Origin of the sequence: Streptomyces sp. NPDC007164 (assembly GCF_040634135.1) — a bacterium.
Taxonomy (GTDB): Bacteria; Actinomycetota; Actinomycetes; order Streptomycetales; family Streptomycetaceae; genus Streptomyces; species Streptomyces sanglieri.
Window position 1 is genome coordinate 300,056 of sequence record NZ_JBEYFB010000004.1, and the last position, 20,452, is coordinate 320,507.

Annotated in this window: 20 protein-coding genes; 11 read left to right on the plus strand and 9 right to left on the minus strand. The window is 71.2% G+C overall.

Translation table 11 applies throughout. The annotated features are described in order from the left end of the window. The first annotated feature begins 73 nt into the window (after positions 1-73). Both ABZ622_RS10020 and ABZ622_RS10025 read left to right on the plus strand, forming a co-directional pair. Positions 74-628, plus strand: a complete 555-nt coding sequence (locus ABZ622_RS10020; protein WP_003966619.1) for a peroxiredoxin — start codon at positions 74-76, stop codon at positions 626-628. Positions 629-640: 12 nt separating this feature from the next. Further along, positions 641-1,174, plus strand: coding sequence for an alkyl hydroperoxide reductase (locus tag ABZ622_RS10025; protein ID WP_072483998.1), 534 nt, complete (start codon positions 641-643; stop codon positions 1,172-1,174). Between the two features lie 82 nt (positions 1,175-1,256). On the opposite strand, the gene ABZ622_RS10030 is transcribed toward ABZ622_RS10025, so the two are convergent. The 4 genes from ABZ622_RS10030 to ABZ622_RS10045 all read right to left on the minus strand — a co-directional run bounded on the left by ABZ622_RS10030 (position 1,257) and on the right by ABZ622_RS10045 (position 6,486). Further along, positions 1,257-2,741, minus strand: a complete 1,485-nt coding sequence (locus tag ABZ622_RS10030) for an AI-2E family transporter (protein WP_360541871.1) — start codon at positions 2,739-2,741, stop codon at positions 1,257-1,259. A gap of 145 nt (positions 2,742-2,886) precedes the next feature. After that, positions 2,887-3,597 (minus strand): transglycosylase SLT domain-containing protein, encoded by a 711-nt coding sequence (locus tag ABZ622_RS10035; RefSeq protein WP_360541872.1) that lies wholly within the window; start codon positions 3,595-3,597, stop codon positions 2,887-2,889. Positions 3,598-3,987: 390 nt separating this feature from the next. Next, positions 3,988-5,310 carry a PhoH family protein gene (locus tag ABZ622_RS10040; protein ID WP_360541873.1) on the minus strand — a complete coding sequence of 441 codons (1,323 nt, stop codon included), beginning with the start codon at positions 5,308-5,310 and terminating at the stop codon, positions 3,988-3,990. Between the two features lie 414 nt (positions 5,311-5,724). Next, positions 5,725-6,486, minus strand: coding sequence for an isoprenyl transferase (locus ABZ622_RS10045; protein WP_360541874.1), 762 nt, complete (start codon positions 6,484-6,486; stop codon positions 5,725-5,727). A 200-nt stretch (positions 6,487-6,686) separates the two neighbouring features. Between ABZ622_RS10045 and mgrA the strand changes: the two genes are divergently transcribed. Beyond that, entirely contained in the window at positions 6,687-7,727 is a 1,041-nt protein-coding gene (mgrA, locus tag ABZ622_RS10050; protein ID WP_360541875.1) for an L-glyceraldehyde 3-phosphate reductase, read from the plus strand. Positions 7,728-7,929: 202 nt separating this feature from the next. Here mgrA and ABZ622_RS10055 read toward each other — a convergent pair whose 3' ends face one another. Then, a complete protein-coding gene (locus tag ABZ622_RS10055; RefSeq protein WP_360541876.1) occupies positions 7,930-8,457 on the minus strand; it encodes a hypothetical protein in 528 nt (175 codons plus the stop codon). A 51-nt stretch (positions 8,458-8,508) separates the two neighbouring features. On the opposite strand from ABZ622_RS10055, the gene ABZ622_RS10060 reads away from it, so the two are divergent. Next, a complete protein-coding gene (locus ABZ622_RS10060; RefSeq protein WP_360541877.1) occupies positions 8,509-9,660 on the plus strand; it encodes a winged helix DNA-binding domain-containing protein in 1,152 nt (383 codons plus the stop codon). A 210-nt stretch (positions 9,661-9,870) separates the two neighbouring features. On the opposite strand, the gene ABZ622_RS10065 is transcribed toward ABZ622_RS10060, so the two are convergent. The 3 genes from ABZ622_RS10065 to ABZ622_RS10075 all read right to left on the minus strand — a co-directional run bounded on the left by ABZ622_RS10065 (position 9,871) and on the right by ABZ622_RS10075 (position 12,080). Further along, a complete protein-coding gene (locus tag ABZ622_RS10065; protein ID WP_360541878.1) occupies positions 9,871-10,329 on the minus strand; it encodes a hypothetical protein in 459 nt (152 codons plus the stop codon). A gap of 68 nt (positions 10,330-10,397) precedes the next feature. Beyond that, entirely contained in the window at positions 10,398-11,204 is an 807-nt protein-coding gene (locus ABZ622_RS10070) for a class I SAM-dependent methyltransferase (RefSeq protein ID WP_360541879.1), read from the minus strand. 69 nt (positions 11,205-11,273) lie between these two features. Next, positions 11,274-12,080, minus strand: a complete 807-nt coding sequence (locus ABZ622_RS10075) for an A24 family peptidase (protein WP_360541880.1) — start codon at positions 12,078-12,080, stop codon at positions 11,274-11,276. A gap of 102 nt (positions 12,081-12,182) precedes the next feature. Between ABZ622_RS10075 and ABZ622_RS10080 the strand changes: the two genes are divergently transcribed. Together ABZ622_RS10080 and ABZ622_RS10085 are read left to right on the plus strand one after the other, a co-directional pair. Further along, complete coding sequence (locus ABZ622_RS10080) at positions 12,183-12,563, plus strand: DUF192 domain-containing protein (protein ID WP_360541881.1); 381 nt, start codon at positions 12,183-12,185, stop codon at positions 12,561-12,563. Beyond that, positions 12,563-13,687, plus strand: a complete 1,125-nt coding sequence (locus tag ABZ622_RS10085) for a DnaJ C-terminal domain-containing protein (protein WP_360541882.1) — start codon at positions 12,563-12,565, stop codon at positions 13,685-13,687. The genes ABZ622_RS10080 and ABZ622_RS10085 overlap by 1 nt, the downstream gene beginning before the upstream one ends. Positions 13,688-13,730: 43 nt before the next feature. On the opposite strand, the gene ABZ622_RS10090 is transcribed toward ABZ622_RS10085, so the two are convergent. After that, positions 13,731-14,315, minus strand: coding sequence for an XRE family transcriptional regulator (locus tag ABZ622_RS10090; RefSeq protein WP_360541883.1), 585 nt, complete (start codon positions 14,313-14,315; stop codon positions 13,731-13,733). A gap of 226 nt (positions 14,316-14,541) precedes the next feature. On the opposite strand from ABZ622_RS10090, the gene ABZ622_RS10095 reads away from it, so the two are divergent. From ABZ622_RS10095 to ABZ622_RS10115, 5 genes are all read left to right on the plus strand, one after another. Beyond that, the gene (locus ABZ622_RS10095; RefSeq protein ID WP_360541884.1) at positions 14,542-15,690 is read left to right on the plus strand and encodes a Zn-dependent alcohol dehydrogenase; all 1,149 of its coding nucleotides are present in this window, start codon (positions 14,542-14,544) and stop codon (positions 15,688-15,690) included. Next, positions 15,687-17,117 carry an APC family permease gene (locus tag ABZ622_RS10100; RefSeq protein WP_360541885.1) on the plus strand — a complete coding sequence of 477 codons (1,431 nt, stop codon included), beginning with the start codon at positions 15,687-15,689 and terminating at the stop codon, positions 17,115-17,117. The genes ABZ622_RS10095 and ABZ622_RS10100 overlap by 4 nt, the downstream gene beginning before the upstream one ends. A gap of 199 nt (positions 17,118-17,316) precedes the next feature. Further along, positions 17,317-19,314: a hypothetical protein gene (locus ABZ622_RS10105; protein WP_360541886.1), complete on the plus strand. Its 1,998-nt coding sequence runs from the start codon at positions 17,317-17,319 to the stop codon at positions 19,312-19,314. A 45-nt stretch (positions 19,315-19,359) separates the two neighbouring features. Then, positions 19,360-19,944 (plus strand): hypothetical protein, encoded by a 585-nt coding sequence (locus ABZ622_RS10110; RefSeq protein WP_360541888.1) that lies wholly within the window; start codon positions 19,360-19,362, stop codon positions 19,942-19,944. A gap of 20 nt (positions 19,945-19,964) precedes the next feature. Beyond that, positions 19,965-20,414: a DUF3592 domain-containing protein gene (locus ABZ622_RS10115; protein ID WP_360541889.1), complete on the plus strand. Its 450-nt coding sequence runs from the start codon at positions 19,965-19,967 to the stop codon at positions 20,412-20,414. Positions 20,415-20,452 lie beyond the last annotated feature (38 nt).

The window sequence follows — 20,452 nt, forward strand, 5'->3', positions numbered from 1 at the left end:
GTGCCAAGGTGGACTCCGTCCAACCCTCAGGAAATCCCCCAAAAAGGGACTTCCTACGCTACAAGGAGAGCGCGTGCTCACTGTCGGTGACAAGTTCCCCGAGTTCGACCTGACTGCTTGTGTCTCGCTGGAGAGCGGCAAGGAGTTCGAGCAGATCAACCACAAGACCTACGAGGGCAAGTGGAAGATCGTCTTCGCGTGGCCGAAGGACTTCACCTTCGTGTGCCCCACCGAGATCGCCGCCTTCGGCAAGCTGAACGAAGAGTTCGCCGACCGTGACGCCCAGATCCTCGGCTTCTCCGGTGACTCCGAGTTCGTGCACCACGCCTGGCGCAAGGACCACCCGGACCTGACCGACCTGCCGTTCCCGATGCTGGCCGACTCGAAGCACGAGCTCATGCGTGACCTCGGCATCGAGGGCGAGGACGGCTTCGCCCAGCGCGCCGTCTTCATCGTCGACCAGAACAACGAGATCCAGTTCACGATGGTGACCGCCGGTTCCGTGGGCCGTAACCCCAAGGAGGTCCTGCGGGTCCTGGACGCCCTGCAGACCGACGAGCTGTGCCCGTGCAACTGGACCAAGGGCGAGAACACCCTCGACCCGGTCGCGCTCCTCTCGGGCGAGTGAGCTGACAGCGACATGGCACTCGACGAACTGAAGGCCGCCGTTCCGGACTTCGCCAAGGACCTGAAGCTCAACCTCGGCTCGGTCATCGGCAACAGCGAGCTTCCGCAGCAGCAGCTGTGGGGCACCGTCCTCGCCTGCGCGATCGCCTCGCGCTCGCCGAAGGTGCTGCGCGAGCTGGAGCCGGAGGCGAAGGCCAACCTCTCCGCGGAGGCGTACACCGCCGCGAAGTCGGCCGCCGCCATCATGGCGATGAACAACGTCTTCTACCGGACCCGGCACCTGCTGTCGGACCCCGAGTACGGGACGCTCCGCGCGGGTCTGCGGATGAACGTCATCGGCAAGCCCGGCGTGGAGAAGATCGACTTCGAGCTGTGGTCGCTCGCCGTCTCCGCGATCAACGGCTGCGGCCAGTGCCTGGACTCCCACGAGCAGGTGCTGCGCAAGGCCGGCGTGGACCGTGAGACCATTCAGGAAGCCGTCAAGATCGCCTCGGTGATCCAGGCGGTCGGCGTGACCCTCGATGCCGAGGCCGTGCTCGCCGAGTAGGACCAGCAGTACCCCCTGTACGAGAAGGGCCCCGTGGACGACCGACCGTCCCCGGGGCCCTTCTCCCTTTGTGCCGGGAAACCTAGGAGCTGCCCTTCGTGCCGCCGCCGGCGCCGTTCTCGTCGTCGCGGTCGCCGTTCTCGGGCGGCGAGCCCGGCGCCGGGGTCGGAGCGACATCGAGCGCGGTCGCCCCGCGCGGGGACGGCGCGTATCTCAGAGCCTGTTCCTGCCCGTACGTCCGCAGATAGCCGACCACCGTGTTGGTGACCGCGACCAGCGGCACCGCGACGACCGCACCGCCGATGCCCGCGATCATGCCGCCTGCGGCGACCGAGAGGACGACGGCGAGCGGATGCACCCGCACCGCGCGTCCCAGGATGAACGGCTGGAGCACATGGCCCTCGATCTGCTGCACGGCGAGGACCACCGCCAGCACCATCAGGGCGGTGAACACGCCCTCGGTGACCAGCGCCACGACCACCGCCAGCGCCCCGGAGATCACGGCACCCACCAGCGGGATGAAGGCGAAGAGGAAGATGAAGACGGCCAGCGGCACCGCCATCGGCACATCGAGGAAGAAGATCCCGAGCCCGATGAAGATCGCGTCGATCAGCGCCACTATGACGGTGCCCCGCACATAGGCGGTCAGCGTCCGCCAGGCGCGCGGTCCGGCGCCCGCGACCCCCGGCCGGGCCTGGGCCGGCACCAGCTTGAGCACCCAGTGCCAGATGCGCCTTCCGTCGTACAGCAGGAAGAGCGTCGAGAACATCGCCAGCAGTATCCCGGTGAGGACCTCCACCATCACGGTGACGCCCTCCAGTCCGGCGGAGGTGATCTGCTCGGTGTTGGTGCCGATGGTGTCGCTGAGGTTCTTCGCGATGTCGTTGATCTGCTGCTCGGTGACATGGAAGGGGCTGTCGAGCAGCCAGCGCTTCAACTCCTCGATACCGTCCCGCACTTTGTCGGAGAGGGTGTCGATGTTGTCCATGACCTGCCAGACCACGAACCAGCCGACCAGGCCCATGATGACGAAGCCCAGGACCGCCGTGACGGCGGTGGCCAGGCCGCGCGGCAGCCCGTAGCCGCGCAGCCGGGCGACGGTCGGCTGGAGCATCGCGGTGACGAGCAGCGCGGCGACGAACGCCAGCACCACCAGCTGTACGGCGCTGATGACCCGCATCAGCACCCAGAGGGTGCCCGCCAGGACCAGCAGCCGCCAGCCCGCCTCCGCCGCGACGCGCATCCCCCAGGGGATCGCCGCGACCGGATCGGGCCGGGCGGCGACGGAGGGGGCGTACGAGGGCGGCGGCGGCACACGGTCGGCCGCGGCACCGCGCCGCTCCTCCCCGGCCCGCTCGTCCGCGACCCGCACGGCCCCGGCCGGAACGTCCGCGGCTGCCGCGGCGGGGACGGGCACGTCCCCGGCCGGCCCGGCGTCACCGGACTCCGGCAGCCCGGTACGCCCGGCCCCGTGCCCGGCGGCCTCGTCCCTGCGCTGCTCCAGCCGGTCGCCCAGCTCGGTCAGTTCGGCACCCAGCCGGCCGAGCCACCCCGGAAGTTTCGACATGATCGTTCCTCTTCCCCCGTCTTTCTCTCCCCACCGCTCCCCCACTGGACGGTTCGGACCGACCGTACACGCGCGAAGCCCCCCACCGTAGGACGGCGGGGGGCTCTGCGCGAGAGGAACATGAACCTCGGGAGGTGCCGGGGTTCTAGTACCAGTGGTTGGCCTGCCAGAAGGACCAGGCGGCGCACGGGCTGCCGTAGCGGCCGCTGTTCATGTAGTTGAGGCCCCACTTGATCTGCGTGGCCGGGTTGGTCATCCAGTCGGCTCCGGCCGTGGCCATCTTCGAACCGGGGAGCGCCTGGACGAGACCGTAGGCACCGGAGGACGGGTTGCTCGCCCGGTAGTTCCAGCTCGACTCGACGTTCACGATGTTGCTGAAGCACTGGAACTGGTCCGCGGGCACGATCTGACGCGCCATCGCCTGGATCTCGGCGATGGTGTACGAGCCCTTCGCGGTGAAGGAGGAGGCACTGCGGACCGAAGAACGGCTGGCGCGCTCGGCCTCGTCCTTCTTCTTCTCCAGGCGCTCCTTCTCCAGCTTGTCCTCGGCCGCCGCCTTCTTCGACTTGGCGTCCTTGGCAGCCTGGATGCGGGCCGCTTCCTCCACGGACTTCTTCGCGGCCGAGTCGGCCGCGGAGGCCTGGGCGTCGGCCTGCTGCGTCAGCGAGGCGGTCTGCACCTGGGCCTGCTGGCCCGCGGGGATGTCTGCGAGCAGCGTGGTGTCGGCTGCGGTCGCCTCGAAGTTGTTGTCGTCGACAGCAGGGGTGCTGCCCGATGCAACGCCTACGACGGCGCCAACGGTGGTCACGGCGGTGGCAGATGCCACAGCGAACCCCCGGACCGAGATCCGGCTCACACGGTGTCCTTCCAGCATCGCCCGCTTAGGTGACCTCGCGGACGCAATCGTGCCCCTGGCGCTGGCCTCCCTACTGCCTGGGTCACGGGAGGCACGGGCCCGGTGGGCGACTCCCCGGAGGGAGTGCCGCGTGGTGCTCGCGGGCGGCATACGGACGGCGTTTGTTGAGTTGTGTGCTGCGTGGCACCTCTGGAGGTGCGGGTGTGCCGTATGCGGGGCCTGACGGAAGCAAGACTCTGCCGGAACGGCGCACCGGGAAGCAATTCTCTGTTGCGTGTGAAAGCTCACACCTCGTTTGGAGCAAGTGATTTACGGAAATGGCGCCGCAGCACGGTGCCGCCCGGCTAAGCTGCTTCGCTCGCCGGGCGGCACCAACTGTCGTATCCCGTATCAGATCTGGCCTTCCTCCAGCATTTCGGTCACCAGTGCGGCGATCTGCGAGCGCTCGGAGCGGGTGAGGGTGACATGCGCGAAGAGCGGATGGCCCTTCAGCTTCTCGACCACGGCGACGACTCCGTCGTACCGGCCGACCCTGAGGTTGTCCCGCTGGGCCACGTCATGTGTGAGCACCACCCGGGAATTCGCCCCGATCCGGGACAACACGGTCAGCAGTACGTTCCGTTCGAGCGACTGTGCCTCGTCGACGATCACGAAGGCGTCGTGCAGCGAGCGGCCCCGGATGTGGGTGAGCGGCAGGATCTCCAGCATCCCGCGCCCCAGCACCTCCTCGATGATCTCGCGTCCGGCCACCGCCGAGAGCGTGTCGAAGACGGCCTGCGCCCAGGGGCTCATCTTCTCGGCCTCGGTGCCGGGGAGATAGCCCAGTTCCTGCCCGCCGACCGCGTACAGCGGGCGGAAGACCATCACCTTCTGGTGCTGCCTGCGCTCCAGGACGGCTTCGAGACCGGCGCAGAGCGCCAGCGCCGACTTTCCGGTGCCGGCCCGGCCGCCCAGCGACACGATGCCGACGTCCTGGTCGAGGAGCAGATCGAGGGCGATGCGCTGTTCGGCGCTGCGGCCATGGATGCCGAAGGCCTCCCGGTCGCCGCGCACCAGGCGCACATTGCCCTCGGCGGTGACCCGGCCGAGCGCCTTGCCGCGCTCGGACTGGAGGACCAGTCCGGTGTGCACGGGCAGTTCGGCGGCCTCGGGTACGTACAGCCTCTCCTCTCCGTAGAGCAGATCCACCTGCTCGCCGGAGAGCGGGACCTCCGACATGCCGGTCCAGCCGGAGTCGGTGATGGCGAGTTCGGCGCGGTACTCCTCCGCGAGGAGGCCGACCGAGGACGCCTTGATGCGCAGGGGCAGGTCCTTGGAGACGACGGTGACGTCGTACCCCTCGGCCTGGAGATTGCGCGCGACCGCGAGAATCCGTGAGTCGTTGTCCCCCAACCGGTAGCCGGCCGGCAGTACGCCGGGGTCGGAATGGTTGAGTTCGACGCGCAGCGTCCCGCCCAGATCCCCGAGCGGGATCGGGGCGTCCAGCCGGCCGTGGCGGACCCGGAAGTCGTCCAGCAGGCGCAGCGCCTGCCGGGCGAAGTAGCCGAGCTCCGGATGGTGCCGTTTGGCCTCCAGTTCCGTGACCACGACGATCGGGAGCACCACTTCGTGCTCGTCGAACCGGGCCATGGCGTTGGGATCGGCCAGCAGGACGCTGGTGTCGAGAACGTAGGTGCGCCTGTCGGACATGCGGCGCTTTGTGCTGGTCACCACGGAAGGACGTACCCCCTCGGACGAGGTTGGGGTGCGACGGTGTCGCGGAGCATCCCAATGGGAGAGGACGGACCGGGTTCGGGCCCCGAAGCACGGGCCGGGTACCGGCCCTCCGCGTCGGCCGCGTTGTTCGTACGGTCCTTCGTGTGCAAAGGGCCTCCCGGGCGAGCGGACTCCATGCCGCTCACTTGGACACGACGTCCGCCTGGTTTTTGACCGGACGTCGACCTGTCAGGGGTATTCCCTCGAACACGCGAAGCCATGCCGCCCGGGGCGGGCGGGGTGAGCTGGGATTTGTGCCCCGGGGCAGGTGGGTTCGGGCTCGCCATCCGCGCGGTTGTGTCCTCGAACGCCGGACGGGCCGGAAGTGGCGGACCGTCGGAAAGGGCGCCGGGCCGAAGGGCCTGCGGGGAGTCAGCCGCCGAAGCGGCGGCCCCGGGCCGCGTAGTCGCGCAGCGCGCGGAGGAAGTCGACCTTGCGGAAGGCCGGCCAGAAGACTTCGCAGAAGTAGTACTCGGAGTGCGCCGTCTGCCAGAGCATGAAGCCGGACAGCCGCTGCTCGCCGCTGGTGCGGATGACGAGGTCCGGGTCGGGCTGGCCCCGGGTGTAGAGGTGCTCGGAGATCAGGTCGGTGGAGACGATCTCCGCCAGGTCCTCGAACGAGGTCCCCTTGTCGGAGTGGTCCAGCAGCAGCGAGCGGACCGCGTCGGCGATCTCCTGGCGGCCGCCGTAGCCGACGGCGACATTGACCAGTATTCCGTCCACGTCGACCGTGGCCTGCTCGGCCTCCTTGAGCACCGTCTGGGTGTGGGCGGGCAGCAGGTCGAGCGTGCCGACGTGGTGGACCCGCCAGCGGCCGTCGGCCGCGAGGTCGCGCACGGTGTTCTCGATGATCCCGAGGAGCGGCTTCAGCTCGGACTCGGGCCGGTCGAAGTTGTCCGTGGAGAGCAGCCAGAGGGTGACGACTTCCACATCCGTCTCGCTGCACCAGCCGAGGAGTTCCTTGATCTTGTCCGCGCCGGCCTGGTGACCCTGCGCGGCTGTGCCGCCGGACGCCTTCGCCCAGCGCCGGTTGCCGTCGAGGATGACGCCGATGTGCTTGGGCACCTGGGTGTGGTCGAGGCGGGCCTCCACCCGGCGCGCGTAGAGCCCGTACACCAGGTCGCGCAAGTTCACTGAGTTCACCTCTCGGTTCCGTGCGGGCCCGCCCGCCCCTTTGCCCGGGGTCCGGGGTCGTCCCCCTGGGAATCGCCGCACGGGTCCACAGAGTCCGTCGCCCCGCCGTGCCGTGGCAGTCCCCGAAGCCGCCACATTACTGCGCAGGCGGCGTACCGGCCCAACCCGGCCTGTCACAAGTCCGTGATAAGGAGAGAAACGTGACTGATTCCCCTCTCCACTACCAGGCCGCCCCATCGCGCTACGACTCGATGGAGTACCGCCGCACCGGCCGCAGCGGTCTCAAGCTCCCCGCCGTCTCTCTCGGCCTCTGGCACAACTTCGGCGACGACCGCACGCTGGACTCCCAGCGGGCGATTCTGCGCCGCGCCTTCGATCTCGGTGTGACCCACTTCGATCTGGCCAACAACTACGGGCCGCCGCCCGGCTCCGCCGAGCTCAATTTCGGCAAGCTCTTCCGCCAGGACTTCGCCCCGTACCGGGACGAGCTGATCATCTCCACCAAGGCCGGTTACGAGATGCACCCCGGCCCGTACGGCGAATGGGGTTCCCGCAAGTACCTGCTGTCGTCGCTCGACGCCTCGCTGAACCGGATGGGGCTGGACTACGTCGACATCTTCTACTCCCACCGCTTCGACCCGGAGACCCCGCTGGAGGAGACGATGGGGGCGCTGGCCTCCGCCGTCCGGCAGGGCAAGGCGCTGTACGTGGGGGTGTCCTCGTACAACGCGGAGCAGACCGCCGAGGCGGCCGGGCTGCTGCGCGAGATGGGCGTACCGGCGCTGATCCACCAGCCGTCCTACTCGATGATCAACCGCTGGATCGAGGACGACGACCTGCTCGACACCCTGGAGACGGCCGGCATGGGCTGCATCTCCTTCGTGCCGCTCGCCCAGGGCCTGCTCACCGGGAAGTACCTGACGGGCATCCCGGAGGGTTCCCGCGCCACGCAGGGCAAGTCCCTGGACCCCGGTCTGCTCTCGGACGAGGTGGTGCGCCGGCTGAACGGGCTGAACGACATCGCCCGCCGGCGCGGTCAGTCGCTCGCCCAGCTGGCGCTCTCCTGGGTGCTGCGCGACAGCCGGATGACGTCCGCGCTGATCGGCGCGTCGAGCGTGAAGCAGCTGGAGGAGAACGTCGCGGCGCTGGCCGGACAGCCGCTGTCCGCCGAGGAGTTGACGGAGATCGACACCTTCGCCGTGGACACCGCGGGCACCAACATCTGGGCCGGACGGAGCTGACGGGGCGGGCGCCCCGCGGGGCGCCACGGGCCCGGCGTCGCGGCCCGGACAAAAAACGGGCCGGTCCGTGGGGGGGGATACGGACCGGCCCGAGGGGGGGTTTCCACCATAACCCTTCGTAAGTGATGCTGGGCGCCACGCCACTCCACAATCACTCTCCGGATTCACCGGACTCCGTTGCGCGCATCGCCGGGTTGACGTCTCAGTGCCCGCCGACCGGCTTCACACAGCCGGTTCCTTCGAGGTATTTGCCGTGCGCCTCGGCCGTGACCAGGCCGTTGACCACGCCGTCCAGCGAGCCCTCGACGCAGATGGTGCCGAGGTCGAGCACGAAGGTGTTGCGGTGCGGACCGAAGGTGCCGGTGGTGATGGCGCCGGAGCTGTAGCCCAGACCGGCGAGGGCCGCCCGGACCCGGGGCTCGGTGGTCCTGCGGCCCTCCGCGATCCCGGCCAGACCCGCCTTGACCTTCGCCACCTCGGCGTCTGCCTTGGCCCGGTCGGCCGGGGACAGCTCGGCGGTGGACTGGAAGGCGTGGTTCTCCCGGTATTTCGAGGCGTCGCTGCCGTCGACCGAGGAGTCCCCCCGGACCGGCGGGCTGCCGTTCGCGCCGGGGGCCGTGTCCCCGGCGCCCGCTCCGGCCCGCTCGGTGCCGCAGCCGGCCAGGACGGGGACGAGGGCGAGTGCCGCCGCTGCGGCGAGTATCCGGGCTGTACGTCCCGCGGAGGTCATGGGCCGAGTATGGGACAGGACCTGACCTGATGGGCCGATAGTTTCATCGCCATGACGAGCCGAACCACAACCGTGACCTGGACCGCCGCGAATGCCCGCCGGATGGCACGCCAGGGGCTCGTGTCCCCCGGTCGCCTCGCCCCCGCCGAAGTGGCCGATACGCTGCCGGCCGCGCACGCCCAGGTGATGTCGGCCGCCGAGCTCTCCGTCGGGCTGCGGACCACGGACGTGACCCGTACCGATGTGCGCGGCGCGCTGTGGAAGGACCGCACCCTGGTCAAGACGTTCGGGCCGCGTGGCACCGTCCATCTGCTGCCGATGAACGAACTCCCGCTGTGGACCGGCGCGTTGTCCGCGCTGCCGACCGGGCGGAACCCGCTCTCCAAGGATGCCCGGATGACACCGGAGCAGGTCGGCACGGTGCTCGCCGCGATCGAGGACGCGCTGACCGGGGCCGAGCTGACCGCCGACGAGCTGTCCGACGCGGTGGTGGAGCGGGCCGGGGCGTGGGCGGGGGACCCGGTGGTGCCCGCGTTCCAGGGCATGTGGCCGCGCTGGCGGCAGGTGATGCATCTGGCGGGTCACCGCGGGGTGTTGTGCTTCGCGCCGGATCGCGGCCGCAGGGTCACCTACACCCGCCCCGGTGTCGTGCCGCTCGACGGCCCCGAGGCGCTCGCCGGTCTCGTACGCCGCTATCTGCACGCGTACGGACCCGCGACGCCCGCGCACTTCGCGAAGTGGCTGGCGGCGGCCCCGGGCTGGGCCGGGGAGCTGTTCGCGGGGGCGGCGGCGCGCGGGGAGATCGAGCAGGTGGCGTACGAGGGCGGCCCGGCCTGGGTGGTGGCGGGCGACACCGAATTCTCGGCGGAGCCGGTCCGCGGGGTGCGGCTGCTCCCCTACTTCGACGCCTTCCTCATCGCGTCCCAGCCGCGCGAGCGGCTCTTCCCGGGTGCGGCGTACACGCGTGCGCTGGCGGGCGGTCAGGCGGGGAACTTCCCGGTGCTGCTGGTCGACGGCACCGCGGCCGGGGTGTGGCACCAGCGGCGTTCGGGCCGCCGGATCGCGGTGACCGTGGAGCCACTGGCCCCGCTGACGGCAGGGCAGCTGCGGGAGCTGGAGGCGGAGGTGGCGCGGGTCGGGGCGGTGCTGGAGGGGAACGCGGAGCTGACGGTGGGCAAGGTGACGGTGGGGGCGCACGCGTAGGGCGGATGGGCGGGAGACACTCGGGGCTTGTCCGGCGGACCCGTCTCTGAGGGCTGTCCCGTAATCCCTGGTGGATCAGCGTGCGGCGTCAGACGCGGTGCATCGCAAGGCGGAGGGGCGCCCGAATACTGGATGTATTCGGGCGTCCCGACAACGCGGCGAGGTGCCGTGGCTGTCGTCGCACGCCCGCCAGGGATTACGGGACAGCCCTCAGGTGGCCGCCGGGGCGCCGCGGTGGCCGCGGGTGAAGCGGATCGCGACGGTGTCGCCGCCGATGACCACGAAGCTGCCGCCCTCGCAGCGGATGACGGCCTCGCGGACCTGGCCGTTCTCGTCCCCGCGTTCCTCGGTGCGGGTGACCGTCCAGCCGCCGTCGGGCGGCTCCGGCAGGTTCGACACAGTGGCGAACTCCCACTGCCCCGACGGTACACACCAGTCGGGCAGCCGCGGCCAGGCGCCGGGGCCGACGCGCAGGGTCCCGTCTGAGGCACAGGTCAGGAGCACCGACTGGCCGTCGGCCAGCAGGAATTCGACGGCTTCCGGCTCTCCCAGCCGTCCCTCCGGGCGGTAGAAGACCCCGACCACTCCGGTGATCCGCGCGCCTCTGAGCCAGTCGGCCCTCCCCTGCCGCGGGACCCGCGGTGCGTCCTCTTCGTTCCCCACCCTCATGGCCAAGTCCTTCCCCAGGCGCTCACCGTCCAGGGTCGCATCTCCGGGCCGGGAGCGGCGGGTGCGTCTCAGGCCTTGGCATCCGGCTTGCGGGCCTCGATCAGGAATCGGGTGGTGTGGGCGAGGAACGGCCCCTCGGTCTCGATCCGGTGGTGCAGTTCGGCCAGTCGCGGCCGGTACTCCTCGACGGTGAAGCCCGGCACCATCCAGATCACCTTGCGCAGGAAGTAGACGACGGCGCCGATGTCGAGGAATTCGGTGCGCAGTCGTTCCATCCGCAGGTCGACGACCTCCAGCCCGGCCGCCTCGGCCGCCGCGCGCGCCTTCTCGGGGTCCCGGCCGCCGCGCACCTCGGGGGGCTGCGGGCCGAGGAAGTACTCGACGAGCTCGAAGACGCTGGCCGGGCCGACCTGTTGCGAGAAGTAGGTGCCGCCGGGGGTGAGCACCCGTGCGATCTCCGCCCACCGCGTGCTCACCGGATGCCGGCTGACCACCAGGTCGAAGGCGTTGTCGCCGAACGGCAGCGGCGGCTCGTCCGGGTCGGCGACCACGGCCGCGCCGAGCGGGTGCAGGAGCGCGGTGGCGCGGGCGACGTTCGGCGGCCAGGACTCGGTGGCGACGGCGAGCGGCGGCAGCTTCGGTACGGAGGCGAGGACCTCGCCGCCGCCCGTCTGGATGTCGAGCGCGGCCCTGGCCCGCCCCATCCGGTCGGCCATGGCTCGGGCGTACCCCCAGGAGGGGCGCTCCTCGGTGGCCCGGCCGTCGAGCCAGGAGAAGTCCCAGCCGTCGACGGAGACGGCGTCCGCCTCCGCGACGAGGGCTTCGAATCGTGCGCGTTCTGCTTCGGCCGATGCTTCTTCGGTGGTTCCGGACATACGGGAATGGTGTCAGCCGGCTGCCGGGTGGCGCGACTCCGATACGGCGGGGCCGCGGGCGCGGCGGGGTCAGGCGGCCAGTGCGCCGAGCAGCAGGCCGAGCAGCGCGCCCGTGATCATGAACGGGCCGAACGGGATGCCGGTCTTGCGTCCGGCCCGCTTGAGGACCATCAGCCCGAATCCGTACACCGCTCCGAGCAGGAACCCGGCGAAGCCTCCGACGAAGACCACGGCCCAGCCGTACCAGCCCAGCGCCATGCCCAGCGACAGGGCGAGCTTGACGTCCCCGAAGCCCATTCCGTTCGGGTTGATGAGGAAGAGCAGGAAGTAGAAGCCCCCGAGCGCGGCGCCGCCGAGCAGGGCGGACGTCCAGGATCCGGCGTGCTCGGGGAGGAGCGCGGCGGCGCCGAGGAGTACGGCGACGGCCCCGGCGGCGGGCAGGGTCAGCCGGTCGGGCAGCCGGTGGACGCGGCGGTCGATGGTCGCCAGGAGTACGGCGACGGGTGCCGTCAGCAGCCAGACGGCCAGTTCGGGGCGGAGCCCGGTGGCCGCCGCGAGGACGGCGCAGGCGAGCGCGGTGACGACGGGGACGAGGACGCCGGGGGCGTAACGCGCGGCGGGCCGCGGGCGGTCCGGCCCGTCGCCCCGGTCGCCCGGCCCGTCGCCCGTGGCGGCGGGTACGGGCACGGCCGCGCACCGCGCGCACCGGGTGGAGCCGAGCCAGCCGCGGGCCGCCCCGGCCAGGGCGTGGCCCTCGGGGCAGGCGTCGCGCCAGGGGTCCTCCGGTTCGACGGAGAACCGGTAGGCGGCGCGCGGGACCAGCAGTCCGGCCGCTGCGCCCCAGAGTGCGGCGAGCACTGTCAGCATGGCGTCCACGGCCCGACCCTAGGCGGGTGCCGGGCCCGGGTCATGGGTCCTGGGGCCCACTGCCCACTGTTGGGGGCCCATGAGCGGTCACCTGCCGCTACCTTCGTGGCCATGGCTCAATGGCGCAATGGCACAGGCACGTTGACGGTCACCGACGCACAGGGAGGGCCGCAGGAGGTGATACCGCTGCGGATCGCGGCCTCCTACCGGGCCCGGAGTCGCGGGCTGCTGGGGCAGGACGGGATCGACGGCGCCCTCATGATCACCCCGTGCGGGAGTGTGCACAGCTTCCGGATGCGGTTCACCATCGATGTGGCGTACCTGGACCGGAAGTTCAAGGTGGTGGCGGTCCACACGATGAAGCCCGGCCGGCTGGGGATGCCCCGGCTGCGGGCCCGGCATGTGATCGAGGCGGAGGCCGGGGCGATGGAGAAGTGGGGGATCCGTCCGGGGGTGCGGGTGACGATCGGCCAGAGGGAGGCCGACCGGTAGTGGACGGACGGACGCGTTTAGGGGCCATCCTGGCCGTCGTGGTCGGCTTCCTGGCCTTCGGCTGGGGGCTGACCTCGCTGCTCGATCCTCATGTGCGCTGCGGCGGCCAGGGCATCTACCCGGGGGACACCTGCGTCACTCGGACAGTCCGCGGCGGCGATGTCTCGTCCGACGCCCATACGTACTCGCAGCGCGACCTCGACGAGGCGATGACGCAGGAGCGCGTCATGGGCGGCGCGGGCGTGGTCTTCGGCGCGGCGCTCTTCCTGGGCGCCTGTTATGTGGCCACCCGCGACAGCCGGACGGGCCGTCCGGTCCGCGCGCGGCTGGCGCTCACGGCCGAGGAGGCGCGGGCCGGCGCCACGAAGCCGGTCGGGTTCCGGGCCAGGACCCTGTGCACACGCTGCGGTGGGTCGGGGGTGCGCGTCGGCACCGCCCGTGCGCGGTGCGTCCGGTGCCTGGGCAGCGGGCGGGGCCTGCCGGGCCGGCACTCCGTCAGCGTACGGATTCCGGGCGGTGTCCGGGACGGCAGCACCTTGCGGGTCCGTGGCAGGGGCGCACCCGGCGGCAGGGCGGAGCCCGACGGGGATCTGATGCTGACCGTGCGGATCGTGGCCCGGCAGCGGCCGGGATCGCGCCCGTCGCCGCCCCGGCCGCGTACGGAACCGCCCCCGGCGCGTACGGAATCGCGTCCGGCACCGCCCCCGCCGCAGGAACGGGTGGTCACCCCCCGTGCCGGTGAGGCCCGGCCCGGCCGGAGCGGCGCCACCGGCCCCGTCACCGTCACCGGCGACGGCGTCCGGATCACCGTGGACCGGGAGTGCGTGACCGTGCACGAGGAGCGGGGCTCCCGCACCCGGCGCGGTACCTGGGTGATCACGCGTTCGGTGCGCTGGCCGGACATCGCCCTGCTGGAGTTCGACAGCGACCGGCACGATCCGGTCGTCGCGCTGTACGCGGTTCCGGCCCGGCCCGGGAGCGGCCGTCAGCATCTGGCGGACTCGCGGACGTTCGCGTCCGGCGACTGGGAGATCCTGGCCGCCGCCGTCGAACGGCTGAGCCATGGGCGGCTCGTCCTCGACCTCTCCCGGCGTGAGGACACGCGCGGCCCGCGCGACTCCTGACGTACGGCCGGCCGTCGAAGTCTCCGGCGCGGCGCGGGCCGGGCTACGGCCGGAGCTTCGTACGGGACAGCGGCAGCGCCGGGGCGATCGACCAGAGGACCTCGGCCTCGTCCTCGCCGGGGTTGTCCCAGGCGTGCGCGGCCCGCGCCGAGAACGTCGTGGAGTCGCCGGCCTCCAGGAAGCGGGGCTCGCCGTCCACGCTCAGCCGCAGCGTGCCGCGGACCAGGTACGCGAAGACCGTCTCGGCTTCCAGGCTGTACGCGCCGCCGGAGCCGCCGCCGGGCCGCAGGATCGTCCGCATGACCTGGACGTGCCGTTCCTCGGCGGGCGTCAGCAGGAACTCCTCGATGCCGTGGCCGCCCATCTCCAGCTTGGCGCCCTCGCCGCCCCTGACGACGTCCTGGTCCGGGTAGTCGAAGAGCGTGGCGATGCCGGTGCCCAGGGCCTCGCAGATGCGGATCAGGGTCGGGACGGAGACCGAGGTCTTGCCGCGCTCGGCGAGGCTGACGAACCCCTTGGTCACGCCCGCCGTCCCGGCCACCTGGGCGAGCGTCAGGCCCTGCGCCAGGCGGAGCTCACGCAGCCTCGGGCCGATCGTGGACATGTGGGTGTCAGGAGCTTCGGGCATGGCGGACACGCTACCTGTCGGCGGGGTCACGGGCAGTGGCCGGGGGAAGACGCAGGTCGGAAGGGTTACCAGAAGGGTCTTTACCCATCGAGTTTAGTGCTGTAAAACTTGACGAAAGTTTAATGGCGCTAAACAAGGCGTCCCGGCGGGCCGCTGTGCCGCCCGCCTCCGAGCGCCGGCCGTACCGCGCTCCCCACCCCTTCCGCACCACCCGAGGAGGAAGCCGATGAGCTCCCCGTCCTTCCAAGAGAGCAGCGCGCGCACCGTGCGCGGCGTCGTCTTCCGCTCCCCGGGCCAGGAGGTGGCCGTCACCGACGTCACCCTGGCCCCGCCCGGCCCCGGTGAGGTCGAGGTCGCCGTGACGGCGGCCGGGGTCTGCCACTCCGACCTCCATGTCATCCGCGGCGAGTGGGACCACCCCACCCCGGTCGTGATGGGGCACGAGGGCTCCGGCGTGGTCACCGCGCTCGGCGCGGGCGTCACCGGGCTGGCGGTCGGCGACCACGTCGTACTGTCCTGGGTCCCCTCCTGCGGCAGCTGCCGCTTCTGCCTGGCCGGCCGCCCCGCCGCGTGCAGCCTGGTCGCCGAGGTCGTGGCGCCCGGCGGGGTGCTGTACGACGGCACCAGCCGGCTCTCGGTCGACGGCGAGCCGGCCCACCACTACCTGGGCGTCTCCTCGTTCGCCGAGCGCGTCGTGGTCCCCGCCTCCGGCGCGATCAAGGTCCGCGAGGACGCGCCCCTCGACGTCATCGCCCTGGTCGGCTGCGCCATCGCCACCGGGGTCGGCGCGGTCCGCAACACGGCGGGCGTCGAGGCCGGGGCCACCGTCGCCGTCATCGGCTGCGGCGGTGTGGGCCTGTCCTGCGTACAGGGCGCCCGGCTGGCGAAGGCCGGCCGCATCGTCGCCGTGGACGTCGTCCCCCAGAAGCTGGAGCTGGCCCGCCGGCTCGGCGCGACGGACGCGGTCGACGCCCGGGACGGCGATGTCGTCGAGGCGCTGCGCGCCCTGGTCCCGGAGGGCCTGGACTACGTGTTCGACGCCATCGGCAAGATCGAGACCACCGAGCAGTCCATCGCGGCCCTCGGCCAGGGCGGCGCCGCCGTCATCGTCGGCCTCCCGCCGACCGGCCGCACCGCGCGCTTCGACCCGCTCGCCCTCGCCGAGGCCGACCAGCGCATCCTCGGCTCCAACTACGGCTCGGTCGACGCGGCCCGGGACATCCCGGCACTCGTGGACCTCGTGGTGTCGGGTGACCTCGACGTGGAATCGATGATCTCGGCACGGCGTCCGCTGGACGAGGCGGGCGACGCACTGGCCGACCTCGCCGCCGGCCACGCCCTGCGTCAGCTGCTGATGATGGAGGACCGGACATGAGCACCGCCGGAAAGCAGTCCACCGCCGAGAAGCCGGCCGACGGCCTGGCCCACCGCTCCGTCTCCACGTTCGAGGTCGGCGCGCAGAGCGTCGCCAACGTCGCGCCCAGCGCCGTCATCGCGTTCGCCCCCGCCAGCATGGCGGCGTCCGCGGGCAACGGCGCCTGGTTCTCGTTCTTCCTGGCCATGGCCGCCGTCCTCGCCATCGCGTACTGCATCTGCGTCTTCGCCCGCAGGCGCGCCGGGGTCGGTTCGCTGTACGCCTTCTCCCGGCTCTCGCTCGGGGCCCCGGGCTCGTTCGTGACCGGCTGGGCGCTGCTCATCGGTGCGGTGTGCATCGGCTCGGGCTCGCTCGCCGGGGCCGGCTACTACACGGCGCGCGCCCTGGACCAGATCGGCATCGGGCTCTTCACCGGCATCCCCGGCCAGATCCTGCTCGATGTGCTGCTGGCCGCCGTCGCGATCCGGCTGACCATCGCCAGTGTGCGGACGGCGGCCCGGGTCGCCTCCGTCCTGGAGGTCGTGTCGATCGTCCTCATCGTCGTCGTGCTGGTCCCGGCCTTCTTCAAGAGCGGGAACATCATCGACACCGAGCAGCTGAGTCTCAGCGGCTCCACCCTCGACGGTGTCGTCTTCGCCGTGGTGCTGGGCGTGCTCGGCTTCGTCGGCTTCGAGGGCGCCGCGTCGCTGGGCGCCGAGGCCACCGACCCGTACAAGGCGATCCCCCGCTCGGTGATGGGCAGCGCGGTACTGGCCGGTGTGCTGTACATGTTCGCCACCTACGCGCAGGTCGCCGGGTTCGGCGGGGCGGACGCCCTGGCCAGGAGCGCCGACCCGATGGACGAACTGGCGGAGCTGTCCGGACTCGGCTTCCTCAAGTTCTTCCTGCACGCGGGCTTCGCGGCCTCGTTCGTGGCCGTGGTGATGGCCTGCATCACCGTCGCCGCCCGGCTGCTGTTCGGCATGGCGAAGGAGGGTGTGATGCCGGCCCGGCTCGGCGTCGCCCACCCCCGCCACCGGACCCCGTCCGCGGCCATCTGGGCCGTCGCCCCGTTCGTCGCCCTGCCCGCGGTGCTCGTGGTCGGCGCCGGGACCGAACCGCTGAACGCGACGACGTACATCGACACCATCGGTGTCTTCGGCTACATGCTCAGCTACACCCTGGTGTGTCTGGCCGCGCCACTGTTCGTACGCCGGATCGGGGCCCGCGGCCTGCTGCTCACCTGGGGCCTGGGGCTGATCGGCGCCGCCGCGATGGTCTACGTCTTCTACCGCAACCTGTGGCCCGCCCCGGCCTGGCCGCTGAACGTGCTGCCGTACGTGTTCGTCGGCGCGCTCGTCGTCGGCATCGTCGGCTTCGCCGTCCTGCGGGTCCGCAGACCGGAGGTCGCCGAGCGCGCCGGAACGTTCGCGGACGACCTGGACTGACCCGGCCGCACCCGTCCCCCTCTCCCTCGATGCCCTGCCCCGTCCGCACCTCGCGGCGGGGCGGGGCATCGCCCGTTGGGCCCGGTTTTGGGGCCAAGGGCCCAGGTCACCCGGCTCGTACGTCCGTACGCTCACGACCACACCCGAATGCGGAACTGCGGGCACAGGCATGGCAAGTGGGCGTCGGAGAGGAAGAACCGTGACTGGTGGCGGGGGCTGGGGAAGCGGAGGCGTGGGCCACATACCGCCGGGGAACGGAGGCAGATCCGACACGAGCGGCGGCGCGTTCTTCGCCCTGACCCGCAGCTGGGCCGCCGGCGCCCTGGTCTACATCGCCTCCGGGTACCTGGTCTCGCGCGGACTCGTCGAGCTGCTGGCCACCGACGAGCGGCTCATGAGCTTCGGCTGGCGGCTGGCCCTGCTGCACGTCCCCAACGTCATCACGACCGTCCTCACGGTCCTGGCCGCCGCCCGCGTCCTGCCCGACGAGTACCGCGAATCCCGTCTGCTGACGCTGCTCGCCTCCCTCGGTGTCCCGGTCGCCGCGCTGGTGTACGGACTGGCCGTGTCCTGGCACCTCGTGGGCTTCGAGGGCACGTTGATGCCGATCGTCTCGCTGGTGACCGGTGCGACCGCCGGGCTCGCCGTCGACCGGCTGCTGGACGACCGCGCGGACGAGCCGGAGCCCGCTCCGTACCGGCCGTACTCCTGGCGGGACGGCGGTGCCACCGCCATGGAGTACCTCGGGGTGGTCGTCCTCGTCGTGACGCTGATCGGCGCGATGTCCATGGCGGGTGTCGGCGGTCAGATCGGCGAGCGCATCCGCTGCGCGATCAGCGCCATGGGCGGCGGCGGTGGCGGCTGCTCCACCGGCGGCGGGGAAACCACCGCGAAGCCGAAGACGGACGCCGACTACGAGCCCAAGATGTGCCAGGTCTCCAGCATCTCCGACACCGTCGGCGACAAGGTAAAGATCGGCTGGTTCGAGTGGGGCAACGAGTACGGCTTCCAGCAGAAGGTCAGCCAGGCCAAGACCGATGTGAACGCGGACGGCAAGGTCGACGAGAACGACAAGCTGGTCTACATGACGTTCACCGACGCCGCCTCGGCCGGCGCCACCGCCAGCACCCCCGGCGTGAAGCTCGGCAAACTGGGCAAGGCCGATGTGGACGTCGGCGGCGGCATCAAGATCACCAACGGTGACACCTGGGTCTTCAAGAGCGAGGAGGAGGCCCAGAAGATGCGGGACGACATCGAAGAAATGAAGATGTGGGAGACCTCCACGAAGTACAGCGGCGGCTACGGCGGCGGCTGGTACTCCGGGATGAAGTGGGCCGACAAGAAGAAGGACGTCGAGAGCAAGATCGGCGACAAGAAGATCTCGTACTCGACCATCGGTCTCAACGCGTACGCGGACGGCGGCCTCTCCATCAGCGCGGGCGACGAGTCCAAGCTCGGCGCGAAGCTCGGCGGCAAGGCGAAGTTCTCCCCCGAGGTGACCATCACCAAGGACGACGTCAACGGCAACGAGTCGTACACGTACACCGCCAAGCTGGAGCTGGAGGGCAAGGTCAGCGGTTCGGCCGGTCCGCTGGGCGGCGCGGCCTCCGCGAAGGACAACCGGACCGGGGCGGTCACCGTCACCCGCGACCAGAAGACCGGCAAGATCGTCCGGATCGACATGACCCAGACCGCCGAGAACGGCTCCACGTCGAACAAGGGCGACATCAGCGGTGACAACGGCGAGAAGGGCAAGGACAAGCGGGGCGGCAAGGTCAGCGGCTCCGACTCCTCCGGCGAGACCGGCATCGAGGTCCTGACCAACTCGATCGTCTTCGGCAAGGACACCGACAAGGCCACCGAGGACAAGCGCGCCGTCGCCGAGCAGTGGCTGGACGGCTCCGGCAACAACACCGCCCCGTTCGAGTACATGTTCGGCGACCACTCCTTGCAGGAGAAGCCCACCGGGACCGACCCCTTCGACCGGCTGATGTACGAGGACGGCCTGTCCAGCAAGATGAACTACAACGGCCAGACGGACGCCCAGGAGTTCGGCTTCGAGGTCTCGCTCGGGATGAGTCTGGGATTCTCCATCTCCGACGAGCACAAGAAGGAGACACTGACGGACGCGGAGTTCCTCGGCGCTCCGCAGGGCGACAAGCGCTCGTATCTTCCGTACAGCTACTGCGCGAAGTAGCCGTACGGGAAGCACCGATTGGGCACGACGAAGAGGCGACAGGCGATGACGACGACCAAGAAGACGTACCGGACCATCGGCGCGACCGCGGCCGCCGCCCTCGGCCTCGCCCTGCTCACCGGATGCGGCGGGGAGAGTGCCGCGCTCCCGCAGGGCTGGGAGAAGCTCGACACCAAGAGCCTCTCCGTCGGCTACCCCGGGGAGAAGGGCTACAAGGAGCAGCCCGCGGCCGGCCGGGCGAAGGCCAACGCGGCCGTCGCGCTCAAGGAGGAGGGCGGGCTGCGCACCGGCATGGTCTCGGTGCAGCTCGACTTCGCCACGGGTGTGGACGACGCCGACGAGGCGGCGTCCGCGGCGGGCGCCGGCATCGGTCTCGGGGCCACCCGCAAGGGGACCGAGGAGGTGCGGCTCGCGGGTGCGGAGAGCGCCCGTGAGGCGCGCCGGATCGACTACGAGTTCACGTCGAGCGGCGAGGACCGGACACCGGCGCAGGGCACCCGGATGACGGGGGTCGTGGTGGCGGGCGTCGATTCGAAGGATGTGCCGTTCGCGGTCCGGCTCAATGCGGTGAAGGGCTCGCTGAGCGCGAAGGACCTGGACGCGTTCGTCGATTCGATCACGGTCAAGTAGCGGACCCGGAGCATTCGTTCATGCAGATCCTGCCCGGCGGCACGGCCACGTTCCTGCTGCTGCTCGGCCTGCTCCTCGGCGCGTTCGCGGTCCGTTCCGCGCTCCGGCTGTACCGGGTGCTGCGGCTGGTGCGGCACGGCGAACACGCCGAGGGGTGGTGCTCGGACCGCCGGACGGTCGACCGGGGGCCGGGCTCGGAGCGAGGTCACGCCACCGAGTACGTCTTCGCGTTCCGCGCCCGCGACGGCCGCGACATCGAGTTCACCGACCATGCCCCGGGCCCGTTCGGCTTCGAGGTCGGGGCGCCGGTCCGGGTCAGCTACGACCCGGCCGACCCGGCGAAGCACGCCACGGTGGCCGGGCCGGGGGCGTGGGGCCCGGTGCTGATGCCCGCGGTGTTCGCGCTCGGGCTCGGGGTGTTCGCGGCGGGGCTGCTGCTGGGGTTCGTGGCGATGCGGGGCTGGCTCTGAGGGCGTGCCCCACGCACGGGGGCACAGGGTCAGAACGT